Source organism: Streptomyces sp. NPDC020965 (assembly GCF_044333555.1).
GTDB lineage: Bacteria > Actinomycetota > Actinomycetes > Streptomycetales > Streptomycetaceae > Streptomyces.
Window position 1 is genome coordinate 211152 of the sequence record NZ_JBIRRE010000014.1, and the last position, 20628, is coordinate 231779.

2 protein-coding genes are annotated in these 20628 nt (G+C 71.8%); both read right to left on the minus strand.

What is annotated here, in order from left to right:
* Positions 1-42: 42 nt before the first annotated feature.
* On the minus strand, positions 43-15705 hold the full coding sequence (locus tag ACH4S7_RS32770) for a type I polyketide synthase (protein ID WP_398525018.1): 15663 nt from the start codon (positions 15703-15705) through the stop codon (positions 43-45).
* A 45-nt stretch (positions 15706-15750) separates the two neighbouring features.
* Positions 15751-20628 (minus strand): type I polyketide synthase (locus tag ACH4S7_RS32775; protein WP_398525014.1); only part of this gene is annotated, 4878 nt, incomplete at its 5' end.

Below are 20628 nucleotides of genomic sequence, written 5' to 3' on the forward strand. Positions count from 1 at the left end.
TGACTGCTCCCTGTTCGCCGCGTTCCGCTGTGTCCCGGTCATTTACAGCTCCCGGTCGAGCAGTTCGAAGATCTCCTCGTCGGTGGCGTCGTCGATGTTCGCGGCGGCCTCGACACGGTTCGGCTCGTCCCCGTCCGCGACGAGTTCCTTGAGCCGGGCGAGGGCGAGGGACAGTCGGTCCACCGCCGCCCGGCCCAGGTCGGCGTCGAGCACCGAATCGGCGAGCCTGCTCTCCAATCGGTCCAGCGTGACGAAGAGTTCGGCGGTGGCGTCGGTCAGCCGCTGATGGATGTCGGCGGCGACATCCGCCAGTGTCGGGTGGTCGAAGACCAGCGTCGGCGGCAGTTGGAGCCCGGTGACCGGCGCGAGACGCCGGCTCAGCTCGACCGCGGTCAGCGAGTCGAAGCCCAGGTCACGGAAGGCCCGGTTGGCGCCGATGCCATCCGGATCGTGTCCGAGGACGGCCGCCACTTCGGTGCGTACGGCCACGAGCACCAGATGCCGCTGCTCGGCGGGGGGTGTGCCGAGGAGTTGTTCGACCAGGGCCGGCCGGCCCCCGGAGGTGGCGGGGGCGGCCGAATCGGTGAGCAGCTCGGCGACCCGGGGGACGTCGTGCAGCAGTGGGCGCGGCCGGGAGAGCGCGAACGCCGGGTAGAAGCGCTCCCAGTCGATATCGGCCACGGTGAGCGCGATCTCGTCGTGGTCGAGGATCCGGCGGAAGGCCCGCAGGGCCAGCTCCGGTGACATCGCGGGCAGCCCGCGACGGTCCATCTGCCGGCGGGCGGCGTCGTTGTCGTCGCCGGTCTCGTCCTCGCCCCAGGGTCCCCAGGCAATCGCGGTCGCGGGTAGCCCCCGGCCGCGCCGGTGTTCCGCCAGGGCGTCGAGGAAGGCGTTACCGGCCGCGTACGCGCCCTGTCCGCCGCCGCCCCAGATCCCGGCACCGGAGGAGAAGAGGACGAACGATTCGATCTGCGGCTGGTCCGCGATCAGGTCCTCCAGCGCGCGGGCCCCGGCGACCTTGGCCTCCACCACCGGGGCGAGCAGGTCCAGCGTGAGCCCGGCGGCCGGCTCGTACTGGTGGACATCGACTCCGGCGGCGTGGATGACGGTGGTCAGCGGGTGTTCGTCGGGCACGGTGGCCACGGCCCGTTCCAGCGCCGCCCGGTCGGTGATGTCACAGGAGACGATGGAGATCCGGGCTCCGGCCGCCTCCAGTTCTGTGCGCAGCGCACCGGCGCCGGGGGCGTCGGGCCCGCGGCGGCTGAGCAGCAGCAGGCTGCGTCCCCCCGCCGCGACCGCCCAGCGGGCGAGCTGGGCGCCGAGCACCCCGGTGCCGCCGGTGATCAGTACGGTGCCGTGCGGGGTCCAGCTTCCGTCCCGGTCCGGGGATCCGGTCGCGGGCGCGGGGGTGAGTCGGCGCAGGAACACCCCGGCGGGGCGTACGGCGAGCTGGTCCTCGTCGTCGGCGGCGGCGAGGATCCCGCAGAGCTGCTCCCAGCAGTGGGTGCCGGTCTCCTCCGGGAGGTCGACCAGTCCGCCCCAACGCTCGGGGTGTTCCAGCCCCACGACCCGGCCGAGTCCCCACAGCAGGGCCTGGACGGGCGAGTGCAGCGGGTCGGTGCCGCTGGTGGAGACCGCGCCCCGGGTCAGGCACCACAGTGGGGCGTCGACTCCGGCGTCGCCGAGACCCTGCACCAGCGCCAGGGTCGCGGCCAGACCGACGGGGACGGACGGATGGCGGAGGTGTGCTTCCTCGACCAGGCCGATGAGCGACACCACGCCCGAGACCGTTCCGGTCCGCTGTACGGCGTCGTCCAGCAGGACGCGCCAGGCCGAACGGTCGTCCGGGTCGAGCTGGTCGGGCCGGAGGAGGGTCACCGTCGCGCCGTGCCGTTCCAGGGCGTCCGCGCAGTGGTCGGTGAGTTCCTTGTGCTCCGGCTGGACGGGCGCGATCAGCAGCCAGTCGCCGGTCAGTACGGCGGCGGGGGTGCGGGTGCGGGGCTTCCAGGAGGCTCGGTAGCGCCAGGTGTCGGCGGTGGTCCGGCCGTGCCGGGTCCCCCGCCAGGAGGCGAGGGCGGGCAGCACGGGCGCCCAGGCTTCCGCCGGGGCCCGCACTCCGGCGGAGGCGAAGGTCTCGGCGAGCACCGAGGCGTCACCGCGCTCGACCGCCTCCCAGAACGGGGAGTCGGCGTCGTGGTGGGCCGGGACGGGGTCGGCCGCGCTGGTACGCGCCTCCAGCCAGTACCGCTCGTGCTGGAAGGCGTAGGTGGGCAGGGCCACCCGGCGCCCGTCGAGCGGCTGGAGCAGTGCGGGCCAGTCCACGGGGGTGCCGTGGACGAACAGGGTGGCGGCCGCGGTGAGCGCGGCCTCGTACTCGTCGCGGTCGGTACGCAGCAGGGGCACCACCACGGTGCCGGCCGCCGCGTCGCCGGTGAGGCTCTGCTGGGCCATCGCGCTGAGCACGCCGTCCGGTCCGATTTCGACGAGCCGGTCGGCGCCGTGGGCGGCGAGGGTGGTGACCACCTGGTGGAAACGGACCGGGCGGCGGATGTGCTCGGCCCAGTAGCGGGGCGAGGTCGCCTCCGCGTCGGTCAGCGGCTCGCCGGTGCTGTCGGAGACGACGGGAATCACCGGCGGGTGGAGGGTGACCGAGGCGAGGATCCGCTCGAACTCCGCCAGCATGGGTTCCATCCGGGAGGAGTGGAAGGCGTGGCTGACCTTCAGCCGCTTGGCCTTGCGTCCCCGCTCCCGCCAGTGGGCCGCGATCTCGTCGACGGCGTCCTCGTCGCCGGAGACCACCACGGCCTGCGGACCGTTGACGGCTGCGATCGACACCCGGCCGTCGAATGCCGCCAGCTCCGCGGTGACCTCGTCCTCCGTGGCCTGGAGGGAGGCCATGGCGCCGCCCTCGGGCAGTGCTTGCATCAGCCGGCCCCTGGCGGCGACGACGGTCGCCGCGTCGGCGAGTGACAGCACCCCCGCCGTGTGGGCGGCGGCAAGTCCGCCGATGGAGTGCCCGGCCACGAAGTCGGGGGTGACACCCCAGGACCGGAGCAGCCGGAAGAGGGCGACCTCGACGGCGAACAGGGCGGGCTGGGTCCAGCCGGTGCGGTCCAGCAGGGCGGCGAGCGGGGTGTCCGGCTCGGCGAAGAGGACATCCCGCAGCGGCTGGTCCAGGTGCGGATCCAGGGCGGCGCAGACCTCGTCCAGGGCGGCGGCGAACACCGGTGCGGCGGCGGCCAGTTCACGGCCCATGCCGGGCCGCTGCGAACCCTGTCCGGCGAAGAGCAGGCCCACGCTCCCGGCGGCGAGGCCACCGGGGGCGCTGCGGACCGCGCCGGGCCAGGGTTCGCCCCGGCCCACCGCCGTCACTCCTGCGATCAGGGCTTCGCGGTCCGCACCGAGGACGACCAACCGCTCGTCGAACGCCGACCGGGCGGTGACCAGGGAGCGGGCCACATCGGCGGCGTCCGCCTCCGGGTGCGTGCGCGCCCATTCAGCGAGTCGGGCGGCCTGTCCGCGCAGCCCTGCTGGGCCGCGGCCGGTGACCACCCACGGCACCGGGCCGGGGAGGACGGTCGCCGGTTCGACGGCGGGCACCGGAGCGATCTCGGGGGCCTGTTCGAGGATGGTGTGGGCGTTGGTGCCGCTGATCCCGAACGAGGACACCGCGGCGCGGCGCGGCCGGCCCGTCTCGGGCCACGGCATGGACTCGGCCAGGAGTTCCACGGCCCCGCTCGCCCAGTCGACGTGCGGCGTCGGCTCATCGACATGGAGGGTCGCGGGCAGCACACCGTGCCGCAGTGCCATCACCATCTTGATGACACCGGCGACACCGGCGGCGGCCTGGGCGTGGCCGATGTTCGACTTCAGCGAGCCGAGCCGCAGCGGCCGGTCCTCGGGACGGTTCTGACCGTACGTGGCCAGGAGTGCCTGGGCCTCGATCGGGTCACCGAGCGTGGTGCCGGTGCCATGGGCCTCGACGGCGTCGACATCGGCGGTGGAGAGACCCGCTGAGGCGAGCGCCTGCCGGATGACCCGCTGTTGCGAGGGGCCGTGCGGGGCGGTCAGGCCGTTGCTGGCGCCGTCCTGGTTGACGGCACTGGAGCGGATCACCGCGAGGACGGGGTGGCCGAGCCGCTGTGCGTCGGAGAGCCGCTCCAGCAGCACCATACCGACGCCCTCCGCCCAGCCGGTGCCGTCGGCGCCCGCCGCGAAGGACTTGCACCGACCGTCGGCGGCGAGGCCGCGCTGACGGCTGAAGTCGACGAAGGCACCGGGGGTGGCCATGACGGTGACACCGCCGGCGAGCGCCAGCGAGCAGTCGCCCTGACGGAGTGCCTGTGCCGCCCAGTGCAGGGCGACCAGCGACGAGGAGCACGCCGTGTCCACCGTGACGGCCGGCCCCTCGGTGCCGAGGACGTACGCGACCCGGCCGGAGGCGACACCGCCCGCGTTGCCGATGCCCAGGAACGCCTCCGCGCCCTCCGGTACGGCGGCGAGCTGGACGGCGTAGTCGTGGTACATCAGTCCGGCGAAGACACCGGTGTCGGTGCCCCGCAGGGTCAGCGGGTCGATCCCGGCGCTCTCGATCGCCTCCCAGGACGATTCCAGCAGCAAGCGCTGCTGCGGGTCCATGGCCACCGCCTCGCGCGGCGAGATCCCGAAGAAGCCGGGGTCGAACCGGCCCGCCTCGTGGAGGAAGCCGCCCTCGCGGGTGTAGGTGGTGCCCTCGTGATCGGGGTCGGGGTGGTAGAGGTTGGCCAGGTCCCAGCCGCGGTCGGCCGGGAAGCCGGAGATGCCGTCCCGGCCCTCCGCGACCAGCCGCCACAGGTCCTCCGGCGACGCCACCCCACCGGGGAAGCGGCAGGCCATCCCGATCACGGCCATCGGCTCGTCGGTTGTGGTCGCCACCGTGCGCGGCCGGTCCGTGTGCTCGCCCTGGCCCAGGGCCCGTTCGAGGACGAAGTCGGCGATGGCCGCCGGGGTCGGGCAGTCGAAGATCAGCGTGGCGGGCAGCCGGATCGCGGTGGCGGCGCTGAGGCGGTTCCGCAGCTCCACGGCGGTGAGCGAGTCGAAGCCCAGGTCACGGAAGGCCCGTTGGGCGCCGACGCCCTTGGGGTCGCTGTGGCCGAGGACGGCCGCGACGTGGCCGCGTACCAGATCGAGGACGATCCGCTGCCGCTCGGGGCCGGTCCGACCCGTGAGTCGGGCGGCGAGCGGATTGCCGGTGCCCGCGTCACCCGCCGCGGTGCGCCGCGCCGGTACCCGGACCAGATCGCGCAGCAGGTGCGGCAGCGCGCCGGAGTTGGCCTGGGCGTGCAGTGCGGCCGTGTTCATCCGCATCGGCAGCAGCGTGGCGCGCGGGGTGCCGGCCGCCGTGTCGAGCAGCGCCAGGCCCTCATCGGTGCTGAGCGCGCCGGCGCCGGTCCGGTCCATCCTGTCCCGGTCGCCCTGGCTGAGCTGCCCGGTCAGCGCGCTGGTCTCGGCCCACAGGCCCCAGCCGAGGGAGACCGCGGGCAGGCCGCGGGCGCGCCGGTGCTGGGCCAGGCCGTCCAGGAAGGCGTTGGCCGCGGCGTAGTTGCCCTGTCCGGCGCTGCCGAAGGTGCCGGCCGCTGAGGAGAAGAGGACGAACGCGGTCAGCGGCAGATCGGCCGTCAGCTCGTGCAGGTGCCAGGCGGCGTCCGCCTTCGGCGCGAAGACGGTCGCGATCCGCTCCGGAGTGAGCGATTCCAGGATCCCGTCGTCCAGTGCGCCCGCGGCGTGCACCACGGCCGTCAGCGGCTGCCCGGTGGGGATCGTCGCGAGCAGTCCGGCGAGCGCCGCCGGGTCGGCGACATCGCACGCCGCCACCTCGGTCTCGGTGCCGGCGGCCGTGAGCCGCGCGGCGAGTTCGCGGGCGCCGGGCGCGGCCGGGCCCTGTCGGCTGACCAGCAGCAACCGCCGTGCGCCGCCCGCCGCGAGGTGTTCCGCGACCGCGGTACCCAGGGTGCCGGTACCGCCGGTCACCAGGACCGTACCGGGTGCGTCCCAGTCGCGCGGCCCGTCGTCGGCCCCGGCCGGAGCCCGGTGCACCCGGGGTACGTACACGGTGTCACCGCGCAGTACGATCTGAGGTTCGTCCAGCTCCACGGCATCCCGTACGGCGCCGGACGCCACCGCCGCCGCATCGGCGTCCACGAGGACGAAGCGGTCCGGGTGCTCGTTCTGGGCGACCCGGAGCAGGCCCCATACGGAGGCCGCCGCGAGATCGGTGATGTCGTCGTCCACGCCGACGGCGACGGCGCCCCGGGTGAGCACCACGAGCCGGGCGGCCTCGGTACCGGGGGCGGCCAGCCACTCCTGGACCGTCGCCAGCACCGAGCCGACCAGATCACGGGCGTCGGCGGCAGCGGCAGCGGGGGTGCTGTCGACTCCGGCCGCCGCCAGCAGGACCACATCCGGTACGGCTCCGTCGGCGAGCAGCGCGTCCAGCGGGCCGCGCCGGGCCGTCGGGGCCGCGGCCTCCGCCACGACACCGGCAACGGGGCTCTCCAGTACGCCCCAGGTCTTGCTCCCGTCCGCCGGCGCGCCGATGCCGGTGGGCGTCCAGTCGAGTGCATACAGGTGGGAGCGGCGCGCGCCGCCTCCGGGCCGTACCTGATCGGCCGTCATGGGTCGCAGCACCAGCGAGTCGACCGAGACGACCGGCGCGCCAGTGGGGTCGGCGGCGACCAGACCCACCGCGTCGCCGCCCTGCCGCCGCAGCCGTACGCGAAGGACCGAGGCACCGCTCGCGTACAGCGACACGCCCGTCCAGGAGAACGGCAGCAGTCCCCGGGGGCCGGCCGCGGCACCATCGGAAGTGGTGTCGGTGGTGGTGGCGTCGTCGGAAGTGACACCAGTGGTGGTGGCATCGGTGCCGAGGACGATGCCGTGCAGCGCGCCGTCGAACAGCGCCGGGTGGATGCCGAAACCGTCCGTGCCGGCGTGCTCGTGCTCGGGCAGCCCGACCTCGGCGTAGATGTCGTCACCGCTGCGCCAGGCGGCGCGCAGGCCCTGGAAGAGCGGGCCGTACTGGAAGCCGGTACCGCCGAGGAGTTCGTAGAACCCGTCGATCTCGACGGGTGTCGCCTGCTGCGGCGGCCAGACGGTCAGATCGTTCGCCGCCGCGTCTGCGACGGCCGCGCCGTCCGGGGTGTCCGGGAAGGTCGCCGCCGAGGCGGCGAGGGAACCACTGGCGTGCAGCGTCCACGCCTCGTCCGCCCACTCCGCCCCGCTGTGCGGACGGGAGTAGATGTCGACGGCCCGGAGTCCTGACCCGTCCGGGGCACCGACCACGACCTGAAGGTCGGCCGCATCGTCGCCGGTGAGCACCAACGGGGCCTGGATGACCAGCTCTTCGACGCGTGCGCAGCCGACCTGGTCACCGGCGCATACGGCCAGCTCCAGGAAGGCGGTGCCGGGCAGGAGCACGGAGCCGAGGACGGCGTGGTCGGCCAGCCAAGGGTGCGTACGCAGCGAGATCCGACCGCTCAGCAGGGTCGTCCCGTTCTCGGCGACACTCACGGCGGCACCCAGCAGCGGATGGCGTACGGTGCCGAGGCCGAGCCCGGCGGCGTCACCGACGGCTCCTCCGCCGGTCGGCAGCCAGAAGCGCTCGCGCTGGAAGGCGTAGGTGGGGAGGTCGACGCGGCGCGTGTCGAGGTCGGTGAACGCCGCCGTGTGCCAGTCGATGGAAAGCCCGGCGACGAAGAGTTGGGCGGCGGCGGTGAGGAAGGTTTCGTGTTCGTTCTCGTCGCGTCGGAGGGTGCCGATGGACAGGCCGTTCGCTTCGGCCTGGTCAAGGGTGTCCTGGACGCTCATCGCCAGGACGGGGTGAGGGGAGACCTCTACGAAGGCGGTCAGTCCGTCGGTGATCAGGGCCTGGACGGTCTCGTGGAAGCGGACGGTGCCCCGGATGTTGTCGAACCAGTAGCCGGCATCCATGACCGACGTGTCGATGACCTGCGCCGACACGGTGGAGTAGAGGGGGATACGGGAGGTCTTGGGCTCGATCCCGGACAGCAGGGACGCCAATTCCTCACGGATGCGCTCCATATGGGCGGAGTGGGACGCGTAGTCCACCGGCACCCACTTCGTCCGCACACCTTCGGCGCTGAGCCGCTCCACCACGGGGGTGAGGGCAGACCGGTCCCCTGAGAGGACCACGGACGACGGACCGTTGACAGCCGCCAGGGACACGCCGTCCCCGGTCAACGCCTCAGCCTCAGCGGCCGGGAGCGCGACGGACACCATCGCACCGTCACCCGCCATCGCCCGCAGCGCCCGACTCCGCAACGCCACGACCCGCGCCGCATCCTCCACGGACAACGCCCCCGCCACACACGCGGCGGCAATCTCACCCTGCGAATGACCCACCACAGCGGCTGGCGTAACACCCCATGACTCCCAGACGGCCGCCAGCGACACCATCACCGCCCAGAGGACGGGCTGGACCACGTCCACCCGCTCCAGACCAGGAGCCCCTGACTCACCCCGTACAACATCGATCAGAGACCACTCCACCAGCGGATCCAACGCCCGCGCGCACTCGTCCAACCGTCCCCGGAACACGGGAGACGACGCATACAGCTCACGCCCCATCCCCACCCACTGCGACCCCTGACCCGGGAAGACGAAGGTCACCCGGGTCAGCGACACATCCGCGGACGCCTGAACCAGGCCGGGCCACGGCGCCCCCTCGGCAGCCGCCGCCAGTCCGTCGAGCAGCGCCTCACGCTGGGAACCCAGCACAACCAGCCGGTCCTCGAACAGCGACCGGGAGGTGAGGAGGGAGGAGCCGATGTCCGCCGGGTGGGCCCCGGGGCGTTCCAGCAGCCATGCGCGCAGCCGGGCGGCCTGCGCCCGGACACCGTCGGCACCACGGCCGGACAGCACCCACGGCACCAGGGAGTCATCGTCCGTGGTGGACACCTCGGTGCCACCGTCGTCCGGCGCCTGCTCCAGAATCACATGCGCGTTGGTACCGCTGATCCCGAAGGACGACACCGCGGCCCGGCGCGGACGTCCGGTCTCGGGCCAGGGCGTCGCCTCCGTCAGCAGCTCGACCGCGCCGCTCGCCCAGTCGACGTGTGGCGTCGGCTCATCGACATGGAGGGTCGCCGGGAGGACACCGTGCTGGAGCGCCAGCACCATCTTGATCACACCCGCCACACCGGCGGCGGCCTGCGTATGGCCGATGTTGGACTTCAGCGAGCCCAGCCGGAGGGGAAGACTCTCCGGCCGGCCCTGGCCGTACGTGGCCAACAGGGCCTGCGCCTCGATCGGGTCACCCAGATTCGTGCCCGTGCCATGCGCCTCGACCGCGTCCACATCGGAGGTCGACAGTCCGGCCGTCGACAGCGCCTGACGGATCACCCGCTGCTGCGACGGGCCGTTGGGAGCCGTCAGACCGTTGCTGGCGCCGTCCTGGTTCACGGCGCTGGAACGAATCACGGCGAGGATGGGATGCCCCTGCCGCCGTGCGTCCGAGAGCCGTTCGATGAGCACCACGCCGACGCCCTCGGACCAGCCCGTTCCGTCGGCCGCCGCCGCGAACGCCTTGCACCGCGCGTCCGGTGCGAATGCCCGCTGGCGGCTGAAGTCGACGAAGGCATCCGGCGTCGACATGACGGTGACACCACCGGCGAGGGCCAGCGAGCACTCGCCCTGACGCAGGGCCTGGCCCGCCAGATGCAACGCGACCAGCGACGACGAACACGCCGTGTCCACCGTCACCGCCGGACCCTCGGCGCCGAGTACGTACGCCACTCGGCCCGACACCACGCTGCCCGCGTTGCCCGTGCCGAGATAGCCCTCAAGGCCCTCGGGCACCGACGCCAGCCGGGAGGCGTAGTCGTGGTACATGACGCCCGCGAAGACGCCGGTGTCGCTGCCCTTGAGCGTCAGCGGGTCGATTCCGGCGCTCTCGACCGCCTGCCAGCCGGCCTCCAGGAGAAGACGCTGTTGGGGATCCATGGCGAGCGCCTCACGCGGGGAGATCCCGAAGAAGCCCGCGTCGAACTCACCGGCGTCGTGCAGGAAGCCGCCCTCGCAGGTGTACGAGGTGCCCTGGTGCTCCGGGTCCGGGTCGTAGAGCGCCTGGACGTCCCAGCCCCGGTCCTCGGGGAAGGTGGTGATGCCGTCGCCGCCCGCCATGACCAGTTTCCACAGCTCTTCGGGCGAGCCGGCGCCACCGGGGAAGCGGCAGGCCATGCCCACGACGGCGAGCGGTTCGTCCGACGGCCCCGGCCGGTTCGGCGAAGCGGCGGGCCGGTGGGGCGCGGCGGTGGCCTGGCCGAGGACCTGCTCCCGTACGAGTTCCGCGATGGCGGTGGGGGTGGGGTGGTCGAAGACCAGGGTGGCGGGGAGCCGTAGGCCGGTGGCCGCGTTGAGTCGGTTGCGCAACTCCACCGAGGTCAGGGAGTCGAAGCCCAGCTCGCGGAATGCCTTGCCCGCGCCGACCCGCTCCGCGTCGGTATGACCGAGCACGGCGGCCACATGCGTACGGACCAGTTCCAGGACGAGTCGCTGCTGTTCGGCCGGGTCCGATCCGGTGAGCCGGTCGGCCAGCCCGCCACCACCGGCGCCCTCGGCGGACGCGGCCCGGCGGACCGGTACCCGTACCAGATCGCGCAGCAGATGGGGCAGTACCCCGCTGGCGGCCTGAGCCCGTAGGACGGAGGTGTTCAGCCGCATACCGAGCACGGCGGCCCGGGGGGCGATGAGCGCCGCGTCGAAGAGGGCGAGGCCCTGGTCGGCGGAGAGCGCTCCGGCGCCACCGCGGCTGATCCTGCCCCGGTCGGCCTCGTCCAGATGGCCGGTCATGCCGCTGGCCTCGGCCCACAGGCCCCAGCCGACGGCCACGGCGGGCAGGCCACGGGCCCGCCGGTGCTGGGCCAGGGCGTCCACGAACGCGTTGGCGGCCGAGTAGTTCGCCTGGCCCGCGTTACCGAAGGTGCCGGAGGCCGAGGAGAACATCATGAAGGCGGCGAGCGGCAGTTCCTCGGTGAGCCGGTGCAGGTTCCACGCGGCGTCCACCTTGGACGCGAACACGCCGTCGAAGCGCTCGGGCGTGAGTGATTCGATCACTCCGTCGTCCAGTACACCGGCGGTGTGGACGACGGCGGTCAGCGGGTGCTCCCGGGGAATGTCCGCCAGCGTGGCGGCCAGCGCCTCCGGGTCGGCGGCGTCGCACGCGGCGACCTCCACCATCGCACCGTCAGCCGCCAGCCGGGCCACCAGATCACGGGCGCCGGGCGCCTCGATGCCCCGACGGCTGGTGAGCAGCAGCCTGCGGACGCCACGGTCCACCAGATGGCGGGCGATCAGCGCACCGAGCACACCGGTGCCGCCTACCACGAGGACGGTGCCGGAGGGGTCCCATGCCCGCTGCGGTTCGCCGTCCTCCGCGGCGGCGTGGGCCTGGTGGACCCGCGCCAGGAAGAGGTCACCGGCCCGTACCGCCGTCTGGGGCTCTCCGCTGAGCGCCCCAGGCAGCCAGGAACCGTCACCGATTGCCCGCTCGTCGGCGTCAACCAGGACGAACCGGTCGGGGTGCTCGGACTGCGCGGTCCGCACCAGACCCCAGACCGTCGCCGCCGCCAGATCGGGGAGGTCGTCCTCGTCGGGCCGGACGGCGACCGCGCCGCTGGTCACCACGGTCAGCCGGGACGCGTCCCAGCGGGAGTCACGCAGCCACTCCTGCACCAGCTCCAGCACCGCGCAGGCGGCCTGCCGCGCACCGGCGGCCCCTTCGGGGAGCGCGACAGCGGGCAGCACCACGCTCTCCGGCGCCGGTCCTTCCTCGGCGAGTGCGGCCAGGGCTGAGCCCGTCGCGGCGCCGATGCCCTGCCGTACGAGTCCCTGTCGTACGGCGGCGGAGCCCGATAGGTCCAGGGTGTCCAGGACAGCCCAGCTCCCGGCGCCCGCCCGGTCGGCCGTTCCGGCCAGGGCGGGGTCGAGCGGGAACCAGTCGAGGGTGAACATGTTCTCGACCCGGGCACCGCGCTGCTCTCGGACCTGCTCCGCCGTCACGGGCCGCAGCACCAGCGAGTCGACCGAGACGACCGGCGCGCCGGTGGGGTCTGCGGCGACCAGGCTGACCGTGTCCTCGCTCTCGCGTCTCATCCGTACCCGCAACGTGCCCGCGCCGCCCGCGTGCAGGGAGACACCGGACCAGGAGAAGGGCAGCCGGCCCTGGTTGGCCTCGGCGTCCTGGGTTCCGTCGCCCACCGAGGTCAGGCTCATCGCGTGCAGGGCCGCGTCGAAGAGCGCGGGGTGGATGCCGTAGTCCGCCGGGTCGGTGGTGTCCCCGGCGGTCAGCTCCACCTCGGCGTACACGTCCTGTCCACTGCGCCAGGCGGCGCGCAGGCCCTGGAAGACGGGGCCGTAGCCGAATCCGGCCCCGGCCAGCCGTTCGTATATGCCGTCCAGGTCGACGGGGTTGGCGCCCTGTGGCGGCCAGGCCGCCAGCTCGTCGGAGGGCTCGGCGGGCCGGCCTGACGCGCTGGTCAGCACGCCGGACGCGTGGTGGGTCCAGTCGTCCTGGCTCCAGTCGGCGTCGGTGTGCGGGCGGGAGTGGATGTCGATGCTGCGGTAGCCGGAACCGTCGGCGGCACCGACGACGACCTGAAGGTCGACTCCGTCACCGGTCTGACCCGTTTGGCCGGTCTCGTCCGCCGCATCGGTCAGGAGCAGCGGGCTGTGGATGACCAACTCCTCCAGCCGGGCGGCGCCCACCTGGTCCCCGGCCCGGATCGCCAGCTCCACATGCGCCGTACCGGGCAGAATCACCGTGCCGTGGACGGCGTGATCGGCCAACCAGGGATGCGTACGCAGCGACACCCGACCGGTGAGTACGGCCACATCGCGGTCGGCGACCGCGACCACCGCACCGAGGAGGGGGTGTCCCGTGACGCCCTGGCCGAGCCCGGCCGCGTCGCCGATGGTGCCCGCTGCGGACTGGAGCCAGAAGCGCTCGCGCTGGAAGGCGTAGGTGGGGAGGTCGACCCGGCGCGTATCGAGGTCGGTGAACGCCGCCGTGTGCCAGTCGATGGAAAGCCCGGCGACGAAGAGTTGGGCGGCGGCGGTGAGGAAGGTCTCGTGTTCGTTCTCGTCGCGGCGGAGGGTGCCGATGGAGAGACCGGTGGCTTCGGCCTGGTCCAGGGTGTCCTGAACGCTCATCGCCAGGACGGGGTGCGGGGATATCTCCACGAAGGCGGTCAGTCCGTCGGTGATCAGGGCCTGCACGGTCTCATGGAAGCGGACGGTGCCCCGGATGTTGTCGAACCAGTAGCCGGCATCCATGACCGACGTGTCAATGACCTGCGCCGACACGGTGGAGTAGAGCGGGATACGGGAGGTCTTGGGCTCGATCCCGGACAGCAGGGACGCCAATTCCTCACGGATGCGCTCCATATGGGCGGAGTGGGACGCGTAGTCCACCGGCACCCACTTCGTCCGTACACCCTCGGCGCTGAGCCGCTCCACCACGGGGGTGAGGGCAGACCGGTCCCCCGACAGGACCACAGACGACGGACCGTTGACAGCCGCCAGGGACACGCCGTCCCCGGTCAGCGCCTCAGCCTCAGCGGCGGGGAGCGCGACGGACACCATCGCGCCGTCGCCCGCCATCGCCCGTACGGCACGGCTCCGCAACGCCACCACCTGCGCCGCATCCTCCACGGACAACGCCCCCGCCACACACGCGGCAGCGATCTCACCCTGTGAGTGACCCACCACCGCGGCTGGCGTAACACCCCATGACTCCCAGACAGCCGCCAGGGACACCATCACCGCCCAGAGGACGGGCTGGACGACGTCCACCCGCTCCAGACCAGGAGCCCCGGACTCACCCCGTACAACATCGATCAGGGACCAGTCCACCAGCGGATCCAACGCCCGCGCGCACTCGTCCAACCGCGCCCGGAAGACGGGAGACGACGCGTACAGCTCACGCCCCATCCCCACCCACTGCGACCCCTGACCCGGGAAGACGAACACAGCCCGGTCGCCGGGAGTCTCGCTGGTGGTGGGGGAGATCACGCCGGGGTGCGGCTCGCCGCGTCCGGCTGCGGCCAGGCCGGTGAGCAGGGACTCACGGTCAGCGGCCACGACCACCAGCCGGTCCTCGAAGGCGGGCCGGGAGGTGACCAGGGAGCGGGCGATATCGGGGAGGCCGTCCAAGGGGCGCTCCCGGATCCAGTCGCTCAGCCGCGCGGCCTGGGCCAGCGCAGCCGCCGTGCCACGCCCGGAGACGACGAACGGCAGGACGCCGCCGGTGCCGGAGACCGGTGCGGCGGGCACAGCCGTCTCAGCCTCGGACACCTCCGGGGCCTGTTCCAGGATGGTGTGCGCGTTCGTGCCGCTGATTCCGAACGAGGACACACCTGCCCGGCGCGGCCTGCCGACCTCGGGCCAGGGAGTCGTCTCCCGGAGGAGGGACACCGCACCGCTCGCCCAGTCCACATGCGGCGTCGGCTCGTCCAGGTTGAGCGTCGCGGGAAGGATGCCGTGGCGGAGCGCCATCACCATCTTGATCACACCGGCGACACCGGCGGCGGCCTGCGCATGACCGATGTTCGACTTGATCGAGCCGAGCCAGAGCGGTCGGCCCTCCGGGCGTCCCTGTCCGTAGGTGGCCAGCAGGGCCTGCGCCTCGATCGGGTCGCCCAACGGCGTACCCGTGCCGTGGGCCTCGACGGCGTCGACATCGGCGGTGGAGAGACCGACCGCCGACAGCGCCTGCCGGATGACCCGCTGCTGCGACGGACCGTTCGGCGCGGTGAGACCGTTGCTGGCGCCGTCCTGGTTGACGGCGCTGGACCGAATCACGGCCAGGATGGGGTGGCCGAGCCGCTGGGCGTCCGAGAGTCGCTCCAGGAGGAGCATTCCGGCGCCCTCGGCCCAGCCGGTGCCGTCCGCAGCGGCGGCGAAGGACTTGCAACGCCCGTCGGGCGCCAGTCCGCGCTGACGGCTGAAGTCCACGAACGTGGCCGCCGTCGCCATCACGGTCACGCCACCGGCGAGGGCCATCGAGCACTCGCCCTGGCGCAGGGCCTGACCCGCCAGATGCATTGCGACCAGCGACGACGAACACGCCGTGTCGATGGTCACCGCCGGGCCTTCGAGTCCCATCACATAGGCGATCCGACCGGAGACCACACTGCCCGCGTTACCGGTGCCGAGATAGCCCTCCAGGCCGTCGGGCACGGTGTCGATCTGGGATATGTAGTCGTGGTAGCTCATGCCGGTGAACACACCGACGCCGGCGCCCTTGAGGGTCTGGGGGTCGATGCCCGCGCTTTCCACCGCTTCCCAGGAGGTCTCCAGGAGGAGCCGCTGCTGCGGGTCCATGGCCAGGGCCTCGCGCGGGGAGATCCCGAAGAAGGCGGGGTCGAAGTCACCGGCCTCGTGGAGGAAGCCGCCCTCGCAGGTGTACGAGGTGCCCTGCTGGTCCGGGTCCGGGTCGTAGAGCCCGTCCACGTCCCAGCCACGGTTGGTGGGGAAGCCGGATATCCCTTCCCGGCCTTCGAGGGCCAGCCGCCACAGCTCGTCCGGCGAACTCACTCCTCCGGGGAGACGGCAGGCCATTCCGACGATCGCCAGTGGCTCCGCCGACCGCTCCGCCATCTCCGTCACCTGGCGGCGACTCTCCCGAAGGTCGGCAGTAACCTGCCGCAGGTACTTGACAAGTGTCTCGTCGTTAACCATTCCGACCGCCCCGTGCTACTCGGAAACGCTTCCGAATTCTTGGTTGATGATGTCGATCAGTTCAGTAGCGGTCGCCGAACTGAGGTCACTACTCGCAGACGATGTACCAGTCGACGGAGCGCGCAGAGATTCGTACTGCGCGAGGACAGCTTTCAGCCGTGAGATCACCGGAGTGATCTCTTCGAGATCCACCTGGTCCGGATCCTCCTTGAACCGGGCCACCGCTTTCTCCGCCTCCTGCTCCAGGTCGGAGACGGAGGTCAGGGTGGACGCCAAGGTGTTCTCCCCACCGCACAGTTGCCGCCGCAGATGGTCGGCGATCGCGCTGGGGTTGGGATAGTCGAAGATCAATGTGGCGGGCAGGGCGACTCCGGTCGCGGAGCTGAGCCGGTTGCGCAGTTCCACTGCGGTCAGCGAGTCGAAGCCGAGGTCGCGGAAGGTCCGTCCGGCCTGTACGCCGTCGGGGGCGCTGTGTCCCAGCACCGCCGCGACATGCGTGCGCACCAGATCGAGTACGGCCCGCTGCTGTTCCTCCGCAGGGAGTGCTGTGAGGCGTTCGGCGAGGTCCGAACGGGCCTGTACGTCGCCGTCGCTGTCGCGGTCCTCGGCGAGCAGTGCGGCGACGGCCGGGATGTCGTGCAGTAGCGGTCGGGGGCGGGCCACGGCGAAGGCCGGGTAGAACCGCTCCCAGTCGACATCGGCCACCGTCAGCGCGGTCTCGCCGTGGCTGAGGACGTCGTGCAGCGCGTCGAACGCGGCCTGCGGGTCCATGGCGGCCAGTCCGCGGCGGTCCATCCGGGTACCGCCGATGCCAGAGCCGGAGCCACTGTCGGTGCCCGTGCCGGTGCCGGTGCCGGAGCCGGAGTCGCTGTCGGTGCCCGTGCCGGAGTCGCTGCCGTCGCTCGTGTCGGTACGGGGGTCGGGTGCCGTGGCGCCGCCTGGCGGGGTGTCCTGCTCCAGCAGGCCCCAGGCGATCGCCGTCGCGGGCAGCCCGAGCCCCCGGCGGTACTCGGCCAGCGCGTCGAGGTAGGCGTTGCCCGCCGCGTACGCGCCCTGTCCGCCGCCGCCCCAGACACCTGCGCCGGAGGAGAAGAGGACGAACGCCGACAGGGACAGGTCCGTGGTGAGTTCATGGAGGTTCCAGGCACCCGAGCACTTGGCCCGCAGCGCCGGTTCCAACCGCTCGGAGCTGAACTCCGCCAGCGCGCCGTCGTCCTGGACCTGGGCGGTGTGGACGACCGCGGTCAGTGGATACTCCTCCGGTACGGCGGCGAGGAGCGCGGCCAGTGCGTCACGGTCGGCGACATCACAAGCGACGACCTCGGCCCGGCTGCCCATCGCGGTCAGCTCCGCCACCAACTCCGACACACCCGGAGCGGTCTCCCCCGCACGGCTCACCAACAACAGACGCTGGGCACCCCGAGCCGCCAACCAGCGCGCGGCCCGAGCCCCCATCACCCCCGTACCACCCGTGACGAGGACCGTACCCCCACCCGGCGACCACCCACCCTCCCCAACCGAGACCGCAGCCGGGGCCGGGGCGGGAGCGGGAGCCGGGACGAGGCGTCGTACGAACACACCCGACGACCGCACCGCCACCTGATCCTCACCACCACCACCCGCCAACACCGAACAGAAACGCTCCCAACCCCGACCATCCACCGACACCGGCAGATCAACCACACCACCCCACCGCTCCGGATGCTCCAGACCCACCACCCGACCCAACCCCCACACCAAACCCTGCACCGGAGACACCACCACATCCCCACCACCCACACCCACAGCACCCCGCGTCACACACCACAACGGAGCCACCACACCCACACCACCCAACCCCTGCACCAACCCCAACGTCCCCGCCACATCCCCCACCAGAGACACAACCCCGGCGAGAGACTGACCGGCGTCTGCCGCTTCCTGAGCCGGGTTCTGGGTTTGGGTCTGGTTCAGATTCTGGTGCGGTTGTTCCGGGAGGGCCTGTCGCAGCGCCGCGAGCCAGGTTCGGCGGTCGGCGGGGGCCGACGCGTCCGGGCGTACGAGGACGACACGCGCGCCGTGGCGTTCCAGGGCTTCCGCACACTGATCGACGAGTTCCTTGTGCTCCGGGCCCGTGGGCACGGCCACCAGCCAGGTTCCCGTCAGGGTGCTGGACGGCGGCGTGCCGGTGCGCGGCTTCCAGATGATGCGGTAGCGCCAGGAGTCCACCGCCGACCGCGTCTGCTGCGCCTGCCGCCAAGAGGTCAGCGCGGGCAGCACCGGTTCCCATTCCTCGGCGGACGCGTCCAGACCCATCGCGGCGAAGGCACTGGCCAGCTCGGCCGCGTCGCCCTGCTCCACGACCTCCCAGAAGCGGCTCTCCATCTCGAAGGCGCCCTGACGCACGGGGTCGGTGCCTGCCTCCAGCCAGAAACGCTGGTGCTGGAAGGCGTAGGTTGGCAGGGCGACCGGGCGGGCGCCGTCGAGGAGTACGGTCCAGTCGACGGCCACACCGTTGACATACAGCTCGGCCAGCGCGGTGAGCGCCGCCTCGGACTCTTCCCGGTCCCGCCGCAGCAGGGGGACGACCGTAATGTCACTGTCGTCGGCCAGGCTCGTGCGGGTCATGGCGCTGAGCACACCGTCGGGGCCCAGTTCCAAGAAGCTTTTCACGCCTTGGCCGGTGAGGTGGGTGATGGCCTGGTGGAACAGGACCGGGTTACGGACGTGGGCGGTCCAGTACGCGGGAGAGGTGGCCTGCTCCGGTGTGAGGGGTAGGCCGGTGGAGTCGGAGATGACCGGAATCCGCGGCGGGTTCAACGTGACCCGAGACAGGACCTGCTCAAACTCGGCGAGCATCGGCTCCATCAACACCGAGTGGAAGGCATGACTGACCTTCAGCCGCTTCACCTTCCGGTCCTGCACCAGCCAGTACCCGGCGACCTCAGTCACCATCTCGTCGTCACCGGAGATCACCACCGTGTCCGGGCCGTTCACCGCCGCGACCGAGACCCGCTCCTTGTCGTCGACAAGAAGTTGCAGTGATTCCACCAGTTCGTCTTCCGACGCCTGGAGGGAGACCATGGCTCCGCCCTTGGGCAGGGCCTGCATCAACCGACCCCGAGCCACCACAACCTCGGCCGCGTCCTCCAGCGACAACACACCCGCCACATACGCCGCGGCCAGACCACCGATGGAGTGGCCCAGAAGGTAGTCCGGCGTCAGGGACCACGACTCCACCAGCCGATACAGCGCGACCTCAATGGCAAACAGGGCTGCCTGAGTGAACGCCGTCTCGTCCAGCAGCGCCGCCGCCTCGGTGTCAGGCTCGGCGAAGAGCACTTCACGTAGCGGACGCTCCAGATGCGCGTCGAGCTGAACACAGACCTCGTCCAGCGCAGACGCGAACACCGGGAAACGTGCCGCGAGTTCACGGCCCATGCCGACGCGCTGTGCGCCCTGCCCGGTGAACAGGAACGCCACACCACCACCGGAGGCTCGACCATTGGGGGGCGACTGGATCAGATAGGACCGGGGCTCGCCCTGGGCCGCTGCTTCCAGCCCAGCCAGCAGGCCCGCCCGGTCGGCACCCAGCACGACGGCCCGGTTTTCGAACGACGACCTGGAGGTGACCAGTGAGTGACCGATATCGGCCGAGCTGTGTTCAGGGTGTTCAAGCACCCACTCCCGCAGCCGGGCGGCCTGCGCCCGCAGGGCGTCGGCGCCACGGCCTGACACCACCCACGGCACGAGGGCATCGCCCTTCACGGTCGACTCGGGAGCCTCGGCCTCCTTCTGGGGGGCCTGTTCGATGATCGTGTGGGCGTTGGTGCCGCTGATGCCGAAGGAGGAGACTGCCGCGCGCCACGGGCGGTCCACCTCGGGCCAGGCGGTGGCCTCGGTCAGCAGCTCAACCGCGCCGCTCGCCCAATCGACATGCGGGGTCGGTTCGTTGACATGCAGTGTGGGCGGGAGGACGCCGTGCTGCATGGCGAGCACCATCTTGATGACACCGGCGACACCGGCAGCCGCCTGAGTGTGTCCGATGTTCGACTTGATCGAGCCCAGCCTCAGCGGCCGGTCCTCGGGACGGCCCTGACCGTAGGTCGCCAGGAGTGCCTGAGCCTCGATCGGGTCACCCAGCGCTGTGCCAGTGCCGTGCGCCTCCACCGCGTCGATGTCCATGGTCGAGAGACCGGCCGAGGCCAGGGCCTGGCGGATCACCCGCTGTTGCGACGGACCATTCGGAGCCGTCAGGCCATTACTCGCACCGTCCTGATTCACCGCACTGCCCCGTATGACAGCGAGGACGGAGTGGCCCAGGCGCTGGGCGTCCGAGAGTCGCTCCAGGACCAACATGCCGACGCCCTCGGCCGGCCCGAACCCATCGGCGGAGACATCGAACGCCTTGCACCGACCGTCTTCGGCGAGACCTCGCTGACGGCTGAAGTCGACAAACGTCCCCGGGGTCGCCATCACGGTCACACCGCCGGCGAGCGCCATCGAGCACTCGCCCTGCCGCAGGGCCTGTCCCGCCAGATGCAACGCGACCAGCGACGACGAACACGCCGTGTCCACGCTGAGGGCAGGGCCTTCCAGACCGAGGACATATGCGAGCCGACCTGACACCACGCTGGCGGAGGCCCCTGTGCCGAGCAGGCCCTCAAGTCCTTCAGGAATGGAACGCAGCCGAGAGGCATAGTCGTGGTAGGTGACTCCGGCGAAGACTCCGGTACTGGTCCCCTTCAAACTCAACGGATCTATACCCGCGTTCTCAACCGCCTCCCACGACGCTTCCAGGAGAAGCCGCTGCTGCGGGTCCATCGCCAACGCCTCACGCGGCGAAATCCCGAAGAAACCAGGATCGAACTCCGCCGCATCATGAAGGAAACCACCCTCACGCGTATACGAAGT